17 protein-coding genes are annotated in these 15,520 nt (G+C 71.8%); 5 read left to right on the forward strand and 12 right to left on the reverse strand.

Going from position 1 to position 15,520, the window contains the following annotated elements; genetic code table 11:
• The first annotated feature begins 48 nt into the window (after positions 1-48).
• The 4 genes from QQZ14_RS18255 to QQZ14_RS18270 are packed head-to-tail and all read left to right on the forward strand — an operon-like array spanning position 49 to position 2,760.
• Positions 49-1,431 carry a hypothetical protein gene (locus QQZ14_RS18255; protein ID WP_284535828.1) on the forward strand — a complete coding sequence of 461 codons (1,383 nt, stop codon included), beginning with the start codon at positions 49-51 and terminating at the stop codon, positions 1,429-1,431.
• Positions 1,428-2,066: a hypothetical protein gene (locus QQZ14_RS18260; protein ID WP_284535829.1), complete on the forward strand. Its 639-nt coding sequence runs from the start codon at positions 1,428-1,430 to the stop codon at positions 2,064-2,066. Before QQZ14_RS18255 ends, QQZ14_RS18260 begins: the two co-directional genes overlap by 4 nt.
• Positions 2,063-2,626 (forward strand): hypothetical protein, encoded by a 564-nt coding sequence (locus QQZ14_RS18265; protein WP_284535830.1) that lies wholly within the window; start codon positions 2,063-2,065, stop codon positions 2,624-2,626. Before QQZ14_RS18260 ends, QQZ14_RS18265 begins: the two co-directional genes overlap by 4 nt.
• Positions 2,623-2,760 carry a hypothetical protein gene (locus tag QQZ14_RS18270; protein ID WP_284535831.1) on the forward strand — a complete coding sequence of 46 codons (138 nt, stop codon included), beginning with the start codon at positions 2,623-2,625 and terminating at the stop codon, positions 2,758-2,760. Before QQZ14_RS18265 ends, QQZ14_RS18270 begins: the two co-directional genes overlap by 4 nt.
• Positions 2,761-3,006: 246 nt before the next feature.
• On the opposite strand, the gene QQZ14_RS18275 is transcribed toward QQZ14_RS18270, so the two are convergent.
• The 11 genes from QQZ14_RS18275 to QQZ14_RS18325 all read right to left on the reverse strand — a co-directional run bounded on the left by QQZ14_RS18275 (position 3,007) and on the right by QQZ14_RS18325 (position 12,743).
• Positions 3,007-3,702 (reverse strand): pilus assembly protein TadG-related protein, encoded by a 696-nt coding sequence (locus QQZ14_RS18275; RefSeq protein WP_284535832.1) that lies wholly within the window; start codon positions 3,700-3,702, stop codon positions 3,007-3,009.
• A gap of 91 nt (positions 3,703-3,793) precedes the next feature.
• The gene (locus tag QQZ14_RS18280) at positions 3,794-3,997 is read right to left on the reverse strand and encodes a hypothetical protein (protein ID WP_284535833.1); all 204 of its coding nucleotides are present in this window, start codon (positions 3,995-3,997) and stop codon (positions 3,794-3,796) included.
• A 220-nt stretch (positions 3,998-4,217) separates the two neighbouring features.
• Positions 4,218-4,907, reverse strand: coding sequence for a response regulator (locus tag QQZ14_RS18285; RefSeq protein ID WP_284535834.1), 690 nt, complete (start codon positions 4,905-4,907; stop codon positions 4,218-4,220).
• Positions 4,900-6,081, reverse strand: coding sequence for a sensor histidine kinase (locus QQZ14_RS18290; protein WP_284535835.1), 1,182 nt, complete (start codon positions 6,079-6,081; stop codon positions 4,900-4,902). The genes QQZ14_RS18285 and QQZ14_RS18290 overlap by 8 nt, the downstream gene beginning before the upstream one ends.
• Positions 6,078-6,989 (reverse strand): type II secretion system F family protein, encoded by a 912-nt coding sequence (locus QQZ14_RS18295; protein WP_284535836.1) that lies wholly within the window; start codon positions 6,987-6,989, stop codon positions 6,078-6,080. The genes QQZ14_RS18290 and QQZ14_RS18295 overlap by 4 nt, the downstream gene beginning before the upstream one ends.
• Positions 6,986-7,906, reverse strand: coding sequence for a type II secretion system F family protein (locus QQZ14_RS18300; protein ID WP_284535837.1), 921 nt, complete (start codon positions 7,904-7,906; stop codon positions 6,986-6,988). Before QQZ14_RS18300 ends, QQZ14_RS18295 begins: the two co-directional genes overlap by 4 nt.
• A complete protein-coding gene (locus tag QQZ14_RS18305; RefSeq protein ID WP_284535838.1) occupies positions 7,897-9,273 on the reverse strand; it encodes a CpaF family protein in 1,377 nt (458 codons plus the stop codon). The genes QQZ14_RS18300 and QQZ14_RS18305 overlap by 10 nt, the downstream gene beginning before the upstream one ends.
• Entirely contained in the window at positions 9,270-9,617 is a 348-nt protein-coding gene (locus QQZ14_RS18310; protein ID WP_284535839.1) for a TadE/TadG family type IV pilus assembly protein, read from the reverse strand. Before QQZ14_RS18310 ends, QQZ14_RS18305 begins: the two co-directional genes overlap by 4 nt.
• Positions 9,614-11,161: an AAA family ATPase gene (locus tag QQZ14_RS18315; RefSeq protein WP_284535840.1), complete on the reverse strand. Its 1,548-nt coding sequence runs from the start codon at positions 11,159-11,161 to the stop codon at positions 9,614-9,616. The genes QQZ14_RS18310 and QQZ14_RS18315 overlap by 4 nt, the downstream gene beginning before the upstream one ends.
• A complete protein-coding gene (gene cpaB / locus QQZ14_RS18320; protein ID WP_284535841.1) occupies positions 11,158-11,889 on the reverse strand; it encodes a Flp pilus assembly protein CpaB in 732 nt (243 codons plus the stop codon). Before cpaB ends, QQZ14_RS18315 begins: the two co-directional genes overlap by 4 nt.
• Complete coding sequence (locus QQZ14_RS18325) at positions 11,886-12,743, reverse strand: hypothetical protein (protein WP_284535842.1); 858 nt, start codon at positions 12,741-12,743, stop codon at positions 11,886-11,888. Before QQZ14_RS18325 ends, cpaB begins: the two co-directional genes overlap by 4 nt.
• Before the next feature lie 131 nt (positions 12,744-12,874).
• Between QQZ14_RS18325 and QQZ14_RS18330 the strand changes: the two genes are divergently transcribed.
• Positions 12,875-13,495 (forward strand): hypothetical protein, encoded by a 621-nt coding sequence (locus tag QQZ14_RS18330; protein WP_284535843.1) that lies wholly within the window; start codon positions 12,875-12,877, stop codon positions 13,493-13,495.
• Between the two features lie 25 nt (positions 13,496-13,520).
• Here the strand turns inward: QQZ14_RS18330 and QQZ14_RS18335 are convergent, their stop codons facing one another.
• The gene (locus tag QQZ14_RS18335) at positions 13,521-15,443 is read right to left on the reverse strand and encodes a vWA domain-containing protein (RefSeq protein WP_284535844.1); all 1,923 of its coding nucleotides are present in this window, start codon (positions 15,441-15,443) and stop codon (positions 13,521-13,523) included.
• Positions 15,444-15,520 lie beyond the last annotated feature (77 nt).

A 15,520-nucleotide genomic window follows, 5' to 3' on the forward strand; every position in this document is an offset into this window, starting at 1 on the left:
CGCACGAGGGTGCGCGGGCGGCACCACCCCAGCAGGAGAGGCAGGACCATGCGCGGCGGAGACGACCCGGGGCGGCACGAGCGAGGGGCCGCCAGCCTGGAGACGACCGGCGTCACCATCATCGCCGCCATGGTCGTCCTCGGCCTGATGATGGCCGCGGTGCCGCAGGGCAAGGTCATCGGCGAGACCTTCTCCTATTGGGTCTGCCAGGTCGTCACGATGGGCCAGGGCGGCTGCACGCCGCCGTCGTCCTCGCCCGATGCCCACAAGCCGACGGACCCGTGCGTGCTCACCCAAGACGGTGTCGAGCGCAACCAGAAGATCTCGGTCATCGTCGTCACCGCCGAGGACGGGCGCCGCATCGAGATCCAGAAGCTCAGCAACGGGGAGTATCGCGTCACCGTGACCGACACCGGCGGCGCTGGTGCCGAGGTCGGCGTCGGCGGTGGCCTCACCGTCACGGTCAACGACACCAAGGTCGGTGGCAGCGCGACGGCTCAGGCGGGGGCGTCGATCAGCATCCGCGACGGCGACGTCTACTACGCCGACAAGGACAACATCGGCGACCTGATGGACGCCCTGCTGCAGGACCAGGTGAAGGACACGGTCGCCGGTGACAGCGGACCGATCCGCTGGCTGACCGATCAGGCCACCGACCTCGTGGGAGTGAGCAACGACCTCCCCGACCCCGACGAGGTGTACGCCGAGGGCGGCATCTCTCTGAACGCGAGCGCGGAGGCGACCAGCCTGACCGACTCCGCCAGCGCCGGCGTGTCGGAATCGGTGCTGCTCGGCACCCGCAAGAACCGCGACGGCACGACCACCGTCTATCTCAAGACCAAGGTGTCCGGGAAGGCCGGTCTGCAGAGCCTGGGCTTCGACACCGACGGCGACCCCCAGTTCCAGGGCGCCCGGCTGGAGGGATCGGCCGAGGTCGTCACCGCCGTCACTTTCGACTCCGAGGGCAACATGGTCAAGGTGAGCGCCACGGCGACTGCCGCCGGGTCCTCGGCCGGCGTCGCGTCCGCGATCTTCGGGGGCGAGTCAGACCCGGCGCTGTCCAACCAGGAGGGCAAGCTCCGGATCTACCAGGCCACCCTGCCGATCGACTCGGCGGCCGACCAGTCCGTCGCGAACCAGTTCCTGCTGGCACAGGGCGTGGGCGCACTCGGAGGCTGGAGCAACCCGGCGCTCGGGGTGCCCGGAATGCTGATGACCCAGAACTTCTTCCAGGCGGCCCAGTCCCGCGGCACCGTGACCCAGCAGGACTACGACACCAGCTCCAACACCGTCTTCGGTCTCGACGCCAGCGGCAAGCTCGGCATCGAGCTCGGGGTGTCCGCCAGCGTCCAGGAGGACTCGATGACCACCACCGGAGCGCAATACTGGGACGGCACGCAGTGGGTGGACTGGGAGGAGTGCAGCGCATGAGGCGTCGACGTCTCGCCGCCCTCGTGGTGTCCGGCACCATGGCGCTCACGACCGCCGGCTGCGCCGGGGGGTCCGACGACAGCTCCGATCCCGACTCCGCCTACCTGCCCACGGGGAGCCCGTCCGTGACGGTCACGATGATCGACCCACCAGCCGACTACTCCGAGGTGGAGGGCGACGGCTTCACCATCAGCGCACCGGGAGAGTTCCAACAGCAGCACAAGACGAGCTCGAACGGCGAGCCGATGCTGGTGCTCGAGAAGCCCTCCCAGGTCCCCGCGCTGCCGCAGCGTGTCGTCGTCATCCGCGACGTCGCTCCCGCGACGCCCGCCGCCGAGCAGTCCTTCGCCCTGGAGAGCGCGAAGGCCGCAGGCGGACCCGAGGGTGAGGTCCAGCGCATCGCGCTCCCGGCCCAGGGCGAGGGCGCCGACCAGGCCTTCCTCGTGACGTGGAAGGAGATGCGCGCCACCGCCGACGGCGACCAGGTACAGGTGACCTACTGGCAGCTCCTCCAGCAGGTCGGTGACGACCTGATCCTCAACGTGGTCGCGCTGGCACCCACCGACGAGTTCGAGACCTCGGAGGTCAGCAAGATCCTGCGCACGTTCGTCGTGGACGACTCCTCGTCCGCATGAGGATCAATGCCGCGCAGACCGTCGCACTGCGCCTGGGGGCGGTGGCCTGTCTGATCGGCGCCGTCATCCTCGCCGTGGTCGCGATCACCGTCGACACCGGCTCACCGGGGTCGGACGGGGTCAGCGTCGTCGACGACCCGACGGCGGTCGAGCTCCCCGACCCGGGCCTGTTCGGCGCGCAGGTCGTGGTCTTCGGGTCCTCGACCGACAACGGCGTCGCACCCTCCGACCTCGGCTGCCGACTCCTCACCGACAGCGGCCACGAGCAGAGCGTCGCGAAGATGTCGGAGCTCCGGGTCCTCGGGACCGACCCGGTGACGGTCGACGGGCAGGAGCTGCGCGCACTCTTCGCCGTGGACTCCTACCCCGACGGCTCGGTCCTCGCGTGCTCCTCGGCCCGGGCCGCGGCGCCCCTGGCGCTGTCGCAGCCCTCCACGTTCGGGAGCGCCGGGACGATGGTGCGCGTCGCCGCGGTGCTGGGCACCGTGGCGTTCTTCGTGGTCGGGCTGGTCGGGCTGCTGCTGCTCCGGCCGCGCCGCGCCGCGGCGCCAGCGCGATGACGGCGATGCCGGTCGACTGGAAGCGCGTGCAGGCGGCGTGGCGCCGCCGCGACTTCAGCGACTTCTGGCTGCTGGTCAAGCCGGCCGCGAGTCTGGTCCTCGACCCCCGCGGCAGGGTCGCAGGCAGCGGGTGAGGAGAGCCTCCAAGGCTGGCTTGCCGCGTTCGCCGGCCGGTTCGCCGGGCACGGGTACGCCCGGGGAGATCACCTCGACGCCGGAGTCCTCATCCCGTCCTAGGTGACCGAGGAGGTCGGCCGCTCCAGATCAAGCTGTACGCCGCCTTGACCACCCGCGGCGGCACCCCGCACGTGCCGACGTCCCCGACATGCTCACCGGGCGCGACACCGCGTGATCCCAGACCGGCTCGGGGGTCCGAGGCCCTACTCGATCAGGCTGGGCTCGAGACCGTCGAGCTCGAGGTCGACGAAGCTGAGCAGGCCGGACTCCCCGTCGATCATGAAGTGTGCCGTCAGGGGCCCGCAGGACAGCGTCGTGCCGAGGTCCGGCGGCGGTGGTGGGGGCGGCGGCGGAGTCGGTGGTCCACCCGGACCCGGACCATCCGTCGGCGTGGGCGTGGGCGTGGGCGTCGGGGTCGGGGTCGGCGGAGGGTCGTCGTCGGTCCACGAGCAGGAGGAGAGGTCGAGCCCGGTCTCCGCCCGGGCGCTCGCGACGGCCGGACCGACGTCCTCGTTGACCGGCTCGTTCATCTCGACGTCCGCGCTCACCTCGCCGTGGGCGAAGTCGAAGCAGTACGACGTGAGGGTCGCGTCGTTCTTCTGGGCGTACGTGCTGGCCCGGTCCTGGCCCAGACCGCAGCCCGCGGTCGAGCCCAGGCCGCCCTTGTCGGTCATCAGGGCCAGCAGGTCCGGCAGCAGGTCGGTGAGGGACCCGGCGCCGGCCAGGGCCGCCGCGTCGGCCGCGCTCTGCGCCTGCGACTTCTCGTCGACGCCGCGGGAGAGCAGGGCGACGCCCCAGACCGCGACCGCGATCAGGCCGACGCTGACGATGATCACCAGCGCGGTCGTGACCTGACCGGCCTCGTCACGCGGGCGACGGCCGGAGCGATGGAGGAGCATGACGCGAGACCTTCCGAGAGCACGGACACGTCGACGCGGACCCCGGAGCAACTGCTCCGGGGCCCGCGTCAGGGACGAGTGGCGGTCAAGCTCAGCCGCCGGTGACCTGGTTCACCGCGTCGGTGAACACGGCGCCGAGGTCGATCACCTGGGCGGCCTGCAGCACGGCCACGACGATGCCCGCCGCGACGATGATCATGCCGACGTACTCCAGGGTGCCCTGGCCGCGCTCGTCGTCGCGAGCGGTGAGCATCCGGGCCTGGAAGACGAGCAGCGCCTCGAGAACCTTGTTCATCCTGATCAACCTCTTCCTGTTGGTGAATCCGGCGGCTCCGCCCCCGAAGCGGGCCGCAAGCCAGTGATGGTGTGTCGGTCTTGGTGGACCTCCCGACGACCAGAAATCTAGGTGGATCGGGCGGAATCCTCGCGGGCCCCGGGGCCCACCCATGGGCCCATTCCCGGGCCCATCGACGGGCCCATGACCCGGGTCCCGCACGGGCCCGGTGCCGGGCGCGTCATCCGAGTGCCCGGGTGCCGAGCCAGACCGCGATGGCCTCGCTGCGGTTGGTGACCACGAGCTTGCCGAAGATGGCGTTCACGTGGTTCTTCACGGTCTTCTCGGCCAGGAAGAGCTCACGGGCGATCTCCGCATTGGTCAGACCGCGGGCGATCAGGTCCATCAGCTCCACCTGCCGCTCGCTGAGCCCGAACTCCTGCTGCCGCCGCCGGCGCTCCGCGTCGGCGTCGTCGTGGGCGCCCGCGCCTCGGATCGCCTCCAGTGCCTGCCGGGAGAACGCGCCCGCCCCCAGCGCCGCCTGGCGCACGGTGTGCACGAGCGTCGACGCGTCGAAGGAGCCGTGGACGAGGTAGCCGCTCGCGCCGGCGGCGAGCGCCGCCCGGATGTGCTCCGGCTCCTCGGTGAACGTCAGCATGATCACCGTCGTCTCGCCGGCGATCGCGCGCGCCGTCTGGACACCGTCGCGGCGCGGCATCCTGACGTCGAGCAGGACCACGTCCGGCTTCAGCTGGTGCACCATCGACTCCGCGAGGATCCCGTCGCCCGCCTCGCCGACGATCTCGATGTCACCCGAGGTCTCCAGCAGGCTGCGCAGGCCGGTGCGCACCACCGGATTGTCGTCGACGATCAGCGTGCGCGTGGGTCCGGTGGCGACCGCAGGCGCGACGACGGTCAGGTCCTCAGACATGGGCACCTTCTCGCAGGCCCATCACGGGGGCCACGAAGCGCACGCGGGTCCCGCGTCCCGGCGTGCTCGAGAGGTCGGCCCTGCCGCCGATCGACGCGAGCCGCTCGGAGTAGCCGCGCACCCCGAAGTGTCCCGCCCGCTCACGCTCGGGGAGGATCTCCACCGAGAAGCCGCAGCCACCGTCGGACACCTCGATGGCCACCTCGCCGTCGTCGGTGGAGTACAGCCGCACGGTGATCCGGTCGGTGTCCGCGTGCGCGACCGCGTTGCAGATCGCCTCCCGCGCCGCGGCGAGCAGCTCGTAGCGGACCGCCGGGGCCGAGAGCTCGACCGGCTCGAGCTCGAGCCGGAGCCGGACCTGCAGCGCGTCCTGGGTGCAGTCCCGGGCGAGCGCCGCCAGCGACTCGTGGAAGGGCTGGCTCAGGTCGTCCTGACGCAGCGTGGAGAGCAGGCTCCGCAGCCGCACGATCGCGTCGTCCGCAGAGGCGGCGATCGCCTTCGCCTCGGTGCAGGCCCGGGCCGGGTCGACGGGGATCCAATGCGTCAGTGCCTGCGCCGAGAGCACCAGTCCTTGGAGGGTCTTGGCCGTCGAGTCGTGCAGCTCGCGGGCCAGGCGCGCCCGCTCCTCGGCCGTCACCGTGCCCGAGATCAGGTCGGCGAAGGCGCGCTCGGACTGGCGCTTGCGCTCGGCCAGGATGCGGAACACCTGCCCCAGCACGACCACGCAGACGAACGTGACCGGGAAGCCGTAGTCGGCGAGGAAGGAGCGCTCCTGCCCGTCGTCGGCGAGGCTGCCGGCGAGGTAGCCGCTCACCATCGTCACCGTCGACAGCACCGCGGCCGCGGGCGGCAGCACCACCCCGATGATGATGCAGCTGCTCAGGGCCACGAGGACCAGTGGGTTGTCGGTGCCGAGCGCCACCATCAGGCCCGTCATCACGAGCGCGTCGCAGGCGGCCAGGATCGGGTGGCGCTCGAGGAAGGCCGGAGCCGTCGGCAGCGCGATGCCGGCCATGCTGCTCGCGGTGAGGAAGATGATCGCCGCGATCGCCCCCGCCGTGAGCCGCTGGTCGGTGTACGCCGTCAGGCTGGCGAAGAGCGTCAGCATCCGCAGGAAGAACGAGACGCGCACCAACGTGCGTATCTCGCTGGTGGCGATCGCTTCAGTGGTCATCCCGAGAATCCCCCGAACAGGTTGCCGAAGTCGATGTCGGCACCGAGGACGATGCCGACGAGGAGCAGGATCAGCGTGGCCGGGACCAGCACGATGGTCGTCACCAACGTGACTCGCGGCGCGATCTGTGCGGCCTTGCGGCGCATCCGCTGGGCGTGGTCGCGGCGCTGGTCGATCGCGATCTGGTTGAGCGCGTCCACCAAGGGGGCGCCGAGCTCGTCGGACTGCAGGAACGCCGTCACGAACTGGGCGAGGGCCTCGGAGTCGCTGCGCTCGCGCAGCTGCTCGAACGCCCCGCGCAGGGAGGCACCGTGCTGGACCTGGCTGAGCGCGAGCTGCATCTCGGCCGCGAGCGGGCCGCCGAAGCGCTCCGAGACGCGCATGAGCGCGGGCCGGAAGCCCACGCCGGCGGTGACCGTGACTGCCAGGACGTCCAGGAAGTCCGGAAGGTCGCGGTCGAGGGCCTCCGTGCGCAGCCGGCGCAGCCGTGACAGCCGCGACAGCGGCATCATCAGCGGGGCGATGAGGCACAGTCCCAGCCCGACCAGGTTGCCGGAGACCAGGCAGATGAGCGTGGCCGGCGACAGCATCAGTGCCCAGACCAGGATGCTGCGGAGCACGCCGTCGACGGTGAGCCCACCGGGACGGCCGGCGAAGTCGACCTGGGTCTGGAGCCAGGTGACCACGGGAGCCGGGAGCCGTCGGCGTACGGCGGGCGCCAGGCGGGTCGCGAGACGCCCGAGCGGCGCCTCGCCGCGAGCCGCCCGGCGCTGCTCGGGCCGGAGCACCATGAGCTCCTCGAGGCCCAGCCCCTCGGTGGCGTCCGCCCGCAGCAGCCGGTAGCCGCGCAGCGCGAGCAGCACCGCCGTGGCGAGGGCGATGCCCGGCAGCAGGACCATGACGCTCATACGTCGAGCCTCGTCATCCGGCGGATCAGGTAGAACCCGAGGGCGAACAACGACCCCGAGATCACCAGCGAGATCTGTCCGACGATGTGGCCGGTCATCGCCTCGACGGAGCCGGGCTGGATCAAGTTCAGCAGGAACAGCATCCCGACCCCGAGGATGATCACCAGGTAGCCGGTCGCCAGGGCCTGGGCGAGCGTCGTGCGGATCTCGCGACGCGTCTCCTTGCGGGCCTCCAGCGTGTCGGCGATGTCGCGCAGCGAGGTGACCAGCGAGCCACCGCTGCGCGAGCAGACCACGAGCGTCGAGAGCAGCACCCCGACCTCGCGCGAGGGCAGCCGCTCGCCCATCGAGTCGAGGGCGGTCTCGAGGTCCGTGCCGAATCGCAGCGCATTCGCGACGTTGCGCAGCTCGATCCCGGCCGGCGCCGCCAGCTCCTCACCGGCGATCGCGATGGACGTCGCGATCGAGAGGCCGGCGTTGGTCGCGTTGGCCAGCACCCGGGCGAGCTCCGGCATCTGAACGATGAAGGCCTCGAGCCGGCGCGCCTTCGCCCGCCGGACGAACGCCCGCAGGGCGAAGCCTCCGACGCTGAGACCGAGGATGCCGAACACCGGCGCCAGCGCGGTCCACAGGATGTACGCCGTGGTGGCACCCACCGCGGCGGCGACCAGCACCACCCCGAGGGGTCGCTGGTCGAGCCCGGCCAGCACCAGCTCCCGCTCGACCAGCTGGCCGAGGCGGGTCCGCCGGAACTTCCGGTTGGCCCGCTCGAACAGCGGCTGGTCCTCCATCCGGTCGTACCCCGCGATCGCCGCCGCGATCCGCCGGCGATCGGTGGCCAGCGACATCAGGTTGCCGACGCCCAGGAGCAGGCAGACCGCGGCCGCGGCCGAGCCGAGCAGGACGGTCAGGACCACGACACGCCCCCTCCCGCGTCAAGCTCGTGGCTGCCGCCGGCGCGTACGAACCCGTCGGGCAGCGACTGGCCGCGCTCCTGGAGCCGGGCGGCCAGGGCCGGGTGCACCGGGTGCCGGACGAAGGCGCCCGGTGTGCCGGAGCGCCCGAGGGTCCGCGGATCCCAGTGGACCAGGCGGTTGAGGGCGAACTCCTCCCGGCGACGGGAGGAGAGATAGCTGACCTCGACCACCCGACGGGTGCCGTCCGCGGTGCGGACCAGCTGGAGGACCAGGTCGATCGAGGAGTTGACCTGCTCCCGGAGCGCTTGGAACGGCACCTCCACCTCCGACATCGAGGCCATCGTCTCGAGCCGGGAGAGGGCGTCGTCGGTGGTGTTCGCGTGCACGGTGGTCAGCGAGCCCTCGTGCCCGGTGTTCATCGCCTGGAGCATGTCGAGGGCCTCGCCACCACGGCACTCGCCGACGACGATGCGGTCGGGTCGCATGCGCAGCGCGTTGCGCACCAGGTCGCGGATCGTGACCGCGCCCCTCCCCTCGACGTTCGGGGGTCGGGTCTCCATCTGCACGACGTGCTCCTGGACGAGCGCCAGCTCGGCGGCATCCTCGATGGTGACGATGCGCTCGCGCTCGGGGATGAACGCCGAGAGCGCGTTCAGCATCGTCGTCTTGCCCGAGGCGGTGCCACCCGAGACCACGATGTTGAGACGCGCGCGAACGGCCGCTGCCAGCAGCTCGACCGTGGGTTGGTCGATCGCGCCCCGCTGCACCAGCTCGTCCATGCCGTAGCGGCGTGGGAAGAGCCGGATGGTCACCGTGGGGCCGCGCAGGGACAGCGGGGGCAGCACCACGTTGACGCGGGCACCGCGGGGCAGCCGTGTGTCGGGTGGCAGACGCGCGTCGACCATGGGGCTGGACTCGTCCACGCGCCGGTTGACCGTCGACACGATCCGGTCGATCGTCTGGAGGAGCTGCTCGTTGCTCGTGAACCCGGACGGGATCCGCTCGAGCACCCCGAAGCGCTCGACGTACACCGTGTCGTGCCCGTTGATCATGATCTCGCTGACCGCGGGGTCGGCGAGGATCGGCTCGAGGACGCCGAGCCCGACCGCTTCGTCGACCACCCGGCGCACCAGGCTGGTGCGCTCGCGGGTGCTGAGGATGATCCCCTCGGTGGAGACGAGGTGGTTGAGGACGCGCTCCAGACGGGTACGCCGCTGCGACTCGTCGAGCCGCCCGAGCTCGTGGAGGTCGACCTCCTCGAGCAGCAGCCGCTTGAGCCGGCCGACGAGCAGCTCGTCGGAGGTCTCACCGGCACCCGTGTCCGGTCCCGCCGAGTCGACCCCGGCGAACCCGCGGTAGCCGCTCATGGCGTCGTCGCCATCGACACGTCGCGCGAGACGGTGAACGTCGGGAGCGGCGAGACCCGCGGGACGCGGACCCACAAGGTCACCGAGTCGGAGGTGGTCTCGATCTTGTCGACCTCGAGGGAGCCCGGCAACGCGCCCTGCGCCGCGGCCAGCGGGTCCTCGCCCAGGCTCTGCGCCCGGGCGGCGGCCCGGGCCGCCTGCTGGGTCTGGGACGCGGACCAGCCGGCGACGCCGAGCTGCAGGGTCAGCAGCGCGACCAGCACCAGGATCGGCACGAGCACCACCACCTCGAGGGCGACGCTGCCCCGCTCGTCGTGGCCGCGCCCGGATCGTGAGCTGCTCATGGCTCCTCCACGACGTCGTTGGTCTGGGAGATGTCGCCCGGCAGCGCGGCACACCCGGGACACATCACCGGGATGTCGGTCGACACCCTGACCGAGCCGTCACTGAGCACCGTGACGTGGACGCTGTCGCGCATGGAGTCGGGGATCGCGTCGCGCGCCGCCTCGAGCGGGTCCTCCCCGATCGACTGCGCTCGGGTGGCGGCATTCGCGGCGTGCCCGTTCCAGACGAAGGCCAGCGCCGTGAGCGCGACCTGCCACACCATGAGACAGATCAGCACCACCACCGGGACCAGCGCGACGGTCTCGACGGTGATCTGTCCGGCCTCGACCTTCGCTCGTCGCCCACCTCGGCGCTTCACCGGCGCCACGGTCGGGACCGCGGCCGGCCCGCTGACCCCGACCTCGGCGCCGATCCGCTCGAGGGCCGACCACCAGGTCGCCTCACGGACCTCGTCGGGGTTGCGGGCGTTGACGCCGCGCTCGAGGCTGCGCAACGCCGTCGGCAGCCGGGTCGACACGACGCTCGCCGAGGTCAGCTTGCTCAGTGCGTCGAAGTGCAGGGCGTCGTCGCGGGAGACCCGGTTGACCACGACGTGCAGCTCCTGCTCCGAGCGCACCCCCAGCGACTCCCAGGTCGAGACGTTGCGGCGGAAGGCCCGCATGGCGAGCACGTCGGGTGTCACGACGACGACGACCGCGTCCGCGACCTCGACGGCCGCAGCCTGGGCCGGGGTCGCGTGCGAGCCGCCGTCGACGAGGATCACGTCGAACTCCTGCCGCAGCAGGCCGAGGATCGCCCGCACCGCGCTGGCGGTGACGTACTCGGACTCCTGGACCTGCACCGGTGCCAGCAGCAGCGAGATGCCGGACTCGTGCCGGACGAGCGCGTCCAGGATCGTGGCCGGGGAGAGGTCCTCGGCGACCTTCGCCACGTCGGCGATCGACACCCGCTGCCGCGCCTCGATGATGCCCGAGACGTCGCCGGCGAGGAGGTCGAGGTCGATGAGGCAGACCTTGCTGCCCTTGACCTTGCGCTGGAGGTCGATGGCCATGTGGGTGGCGATCGTGGTCGTGCCGACGCCGCCCTTGGCGCCGGCGAACACCGTCACCCGGCCGTGGCGGCCCAGGTCACGGGCCGTGTCGGCCACCGCACCCGAGATCAGGCCGGTCATCCGCTCGGACCACTGCCGCGCGACCTCGAACCGCGACAGCACGTCGTCGAAGAACAGCGGGTAGCCGACCACGCCCTTCGCCCCGGCCTCCATCGCCAGCAGCGCACCCTGGGCGTCCATCGCCGTGTTGACGACCATGACCCCGGTCGTCGGCGAGCGGAACACGATCTCACGGACCACCTCCGGCGCCGACTGCGGGCCGAGCGCGTCGTGGATGATGACCACGTCCGGCTTGAGCCGAGCCACCGCCAGCGACAGCTCGTGGCTCGACTCCTCGTAGGACAGGATGTCCGCGCCCTCGATCTCCGCGAGCACGCTCCTGAGCTCCATCACGAGCCCCTGGTCGGCTGCGCCGACCACCACCTTGGTCATCGTGCCTCCTCCCGCACGGCCTTGCCGCCGAGATCGCTCGCGTCGAACTCGTCGACCTCCTCGGAGCGGTTTGCCCCGACGTCGCCCGGCAGCGCGACCAGCCGGACCTCCTGGGCGAACGCCGCGGCGTACGTCACCGACAGCGCGTCCTTGGGCTCGAGTGCCAAGGTCACGGGCACGACGTCGCGGGTGTCGCCGATCTTCTCCTCGGTGTCGACCGTGACGGCCTGCTGGCCTCCGATGGACACGATCCGGACATCGCGCACGAGCACCCGCGCCTGCTTCGGCAGGCCGGGGACGTCGGCGAACACAGCGACGATGTCGACCCGGTCACCCGGCCTGACCCGGCCAGCGACGCCCGTGACGCTGTCGACGTTGACCGCGATCTCGCGCTCGGTCGGGCTGAGATCGGTCGACGGGATCAGCATGTCGGAGGTGACCACGGTGCCGGCGGCCAGCTGGAAGCCCACGCGGCGCCCCTCGAGCTCGCGGAGGCTGGTCACCGCGGTGGGTGACGCCCACCGCCGTGGCACCTCGATCGCCTCGACGTTCGAGGCGCCGAGGGGCAGGTAGGCGTCGACCGGCTTGGAGACCTGGTAGACGGTGACCTTGGGTCCGACCTGGCTCTCGACCTGGGAGACATAGTTGCTCACGGCGATGAACACGGCGACGGCAAGGCCCGCGGCCGCGAGGAGGAAGAGCACACCGCGGCGTTGACGGGCGTTCAACTCGCGACTCCTTGGACAGCGGCTTCGTTGCGGCCGACCCGCACGGGCGCGACCCGGCAGAAGGGGCACGCCCCGCCGGAGACCGGCTCCTCACACGCTGGACAACGGTGGGTCGGGGCGAGGGTTACCGGTGCGGGCGGCCACGAGATCACGAACTCGACGGCCTTGGCGGTGCCCCAGGTGGCGGCGACGTCGGCGACGGGCTCCCGGCGGGTCGGCCGGGCGGCCAGCCCCATCGAGAACAGGGCCGAGATCGCGGCCTCCGGCAGCTCGCCGTAGGCGTGGCAGTCGTACGACGACGCGACGAGTCCCGGCGCCGGGACCCGACGGAGCCGGCGCTCGGGCGCCAGCTCGGCGATCGGAAGCCTCGCCACCCATCCGGGCTCGCCGTGCACGGCGAGGTAGCCGTTGGCGTCGGCGAACCAGGACCGGACGTGCTGGCGCAGCGTCGGGGCCGGCCGCGACAGCTTCGCGACCGTCGGCAGCCACGCGCCCCAGACGACGGTGTCGAGGGCCGCGACGATCGCGTCGTGGACCCCGGTCGCGGTGGTGACGCCGGGCGGCACCAGCTCGACGGCCCGCGTGAGGACCGTGGGGCTCACCGGGAACGACAGCACGCGCACCGGCAGGTCGGGCCGCGAGGCCGCGATCGTGGAGGCGGCCATCTGCGCGGCAGGGGTCGCGGCCGTAGTGGAGAGGACCAGCACATGGCTGGTCTGGTGGGTGCGGACGGCGAGGTCGGTCGCGAGCACGGTGGGGTCGGTGAGCGGGTGGATCTGCCACTCCCCCCAGGGGGCCGGACCGCGGAACGAGCCTGCTGGATGCTCGCTCATGATGGCGACGACAAGAGACATGGGCGGCTACTACCCCGATTCGGCACACCCGAACCCACGACTTCCGACTCCGGCAGACGGCTACCCTGTTTCCTCGCGATCGTGGCGGTGGTGGGTCGGCCAGGACGCGCGTGGAGTCCAGGGAGGGTCAGTTGAGGTTCTCTCGAGGGCGCCTCGCCGCGGCGCGGGCCAACCGGTCTAGACGTCTGACGGACTCTGCGGCCGTCCGCCGCAGGCGCGCGATCGCGGGCCTGGCCCTGCTCGTGGTCGGCCTGGGGTGCCTGGCGTTCGGGATCGCGGCCGGTCGCGCTGATCCGCCGGCCGCGGTGCAGCTCGCCCCCGAGGGTGTGACCGAGGTGCCCGCCACCCACTTCTACGAGAACCCCTGGGTCCTCTACGGCCAGGTCGACGACCCGCGCCGTCCGCCGAGCGCCGCGGACGTCGGCTGCCTGCCCGAGACCGGCCTGCAGCTTCCGGAGCAGCCCGAGGACCTCACCATCTACGGCGCCCGGGTGGTCGACGGCGTGTCGATCGCGGCGATCGCGCTGTACGGGCGGTCCGGCGACGGCGCGTCGGTCCGCTGCACCGACGCCTCGGACTACGCCCCGCTGTGGCTCATCCCCTCCTCGGACGCCCGACCCTTCACCGCCACGGGCATCGCGATCCTCGGGATCCTCCTGCTGGTGGCGGCCGCGCTGGTGCACCCGGCGACGTCCGAGCTCTCCGCGCAGAGGTGGGCGGCAGGGCGGTCGCGACGGCGCTCCCGGCGCTGACGCCCTGCGGGCACACGCCCCGGCGTCAGGCCTGTCTGCGGCGCCAGAGCAGCAGCGCCCCCACCAGGGCCACGACACCGAGCACCCCGGCGCCGACGCCCAGCATCGTGGCCGACCCGTCGGAGTCGTCGTCCGAGCCCGCCACCGGCGTTGCGTCGGTGTCGTCCGGCGCGGAGGACTCGGAGGCGTCCGGGCTCGTCGTCACCTCGCCCTCCGTGGTGCCGTCGGCGACGGTCCAGGTGGCGCCGCCGGCGTACGTCGGCGCCTGCGCCGCATCCCCGACGACCTCGACGTCGATCGTGAACGGGAGCTCGACGGTGTAGTCCTCCTTCTGCACGCTGACCCCGAGGTAGTAGTCGCCCGAGGTGGTGAAGTCACCGCCACCGTTGAGCTTGAAGCCGCTCAGGTCCGTCAGCTCCCTGCTGACGGGCGGTGTCGCCGTCAGCAGGCGGACGGCGTCGGGCTTGCCGACGAACGTCGCCCCCGACGGATGGCCCAGCTGCCCGCCCATCGGGTCGTAAAGCGCGATGTGGACGCCAGGGGGGAAGCGCCCGAAGAGCCCGGCGGTCGCGCCCTTCGCCTTCGGGAACTCCACGCCGATCTTGGCCGCCTGCCCGAACTCGAGGGGCAGGCGGTAGAGCAGGGACTCGCCGGGCACGACCGTGCTGGACCAGGCGCCGGGGCCGATCGGCGTCGCGTTCGCGAAGGAGGCGCCGCCCTGCACCCCCTGGGCCGCGCCGCTCACCTGCGGCGGGGTGACGTCGACCTGGCCGGCGGTCGGGGCGGTGAACCCGACGTCCTCGACCGGGGGCTCCTCGGTCAGGCGGAGCCCGAACGGCACCTTGGCGGTGGTGCCCTGGCTGCGTGTGACCGTGACCCTGTAGTCACCAGGCTGGTCGCAGCCCTCGGCGAGCGTCGCCCCACCCTCGGCCCCCGCGATCGCCTCGACGCCGGTGATCTCACGCACGTCGAGGGTGCGAGTCGTCAACCCGTAGCCGCAGCGCCCGTCGGGACCGAAGATCTCGATGGTCAGCCCGTCGACGTACCCGCGCTCGCCCTGGGTGAGCGCCGATGCCCGGAGGGTGGTGCCGGCCGTGGTGCGCGTGAACACGTAGCTCTTCGACGCGTTGTTCGGTCCGAGGGTGTCGATGTACTCCCCCACCGTCACCGGGGTGGGCGAGGTCTCGGGGCCGCCGACGATCGGCTGGCCGGTCAGCGTGAAGGGCCGGATCGCGCGTTCGGCGACTCTCGTCAGCCGGCTCTCGATGTCGGCTGCGTCGTTGGCGTCGTAGTAGGTGCCGTTGCCGTTCTCGGCGATGCACTGCAGCTGCCGGCGCGCGTCGCCGGAGACCGAGAGGCCGACCACGTCGATCTGCAGGTCGATGCCGTTGCCCTGCAGCTGTCCCGCGACCTTGCACGGATCGGGGTCGCAGGTCGACTCGCCGTCGGAGACGAGCACGATCGATCGCGCCCCCTCATTGCCGAGATCCTTCGCGGCCTCCTCCAAGGCGTGCGGGATCGGCGTCTCGCCGTACGGCTCGTAGTCGTCGATGGCGTCCGAGAGCTGGTCGCGGTTGTCGGTGCCGGGCTCGACGACGAGCTGGGTGTCGGTGCAGGCGCCCGCATCCTTGCGCGAGAACACCTTGGCGCCGAAGACACGCAAGCCCACCTGGGCCTCGTCAGGCAGCCCCGTCACCACGGTGTGGAGCGCCGTGCGTGCGGCCTGGATCTTGGTCTGCCCGCCGCCGGCGGGTTCGGCCATCGAACCCGATGAGTCCAGGAGCAGGATCATCCGGCCGTAGCCGTCGTCCTCGGCCGAGGCGAGGGCGCCGGTGGCGCCGACGGACCCGGCGGAGGCACCCTGGGCGGGCGTCGTCGCGACGATGGCCCCGGTGCACGTGGCGACCACGAGCACGGCCAGGGTGATCAGGTGGCGGCGGATCTGCATGAGACTCGTCCTTCCCGGATATCGGTCGAGAGACACCTACCGTAGATATTTGCAAATGCGAATGTCAACGTTGCTGT

Source organism: Nocardioides sp. T2.26MG-1 (assembly GCF_950101795.1).
Taxonomy (GTDB): Bacteria; Actinomycetota; Actinomycetes; order Propionibacteriales; family Nocardioidaceae; genus Nocardioides.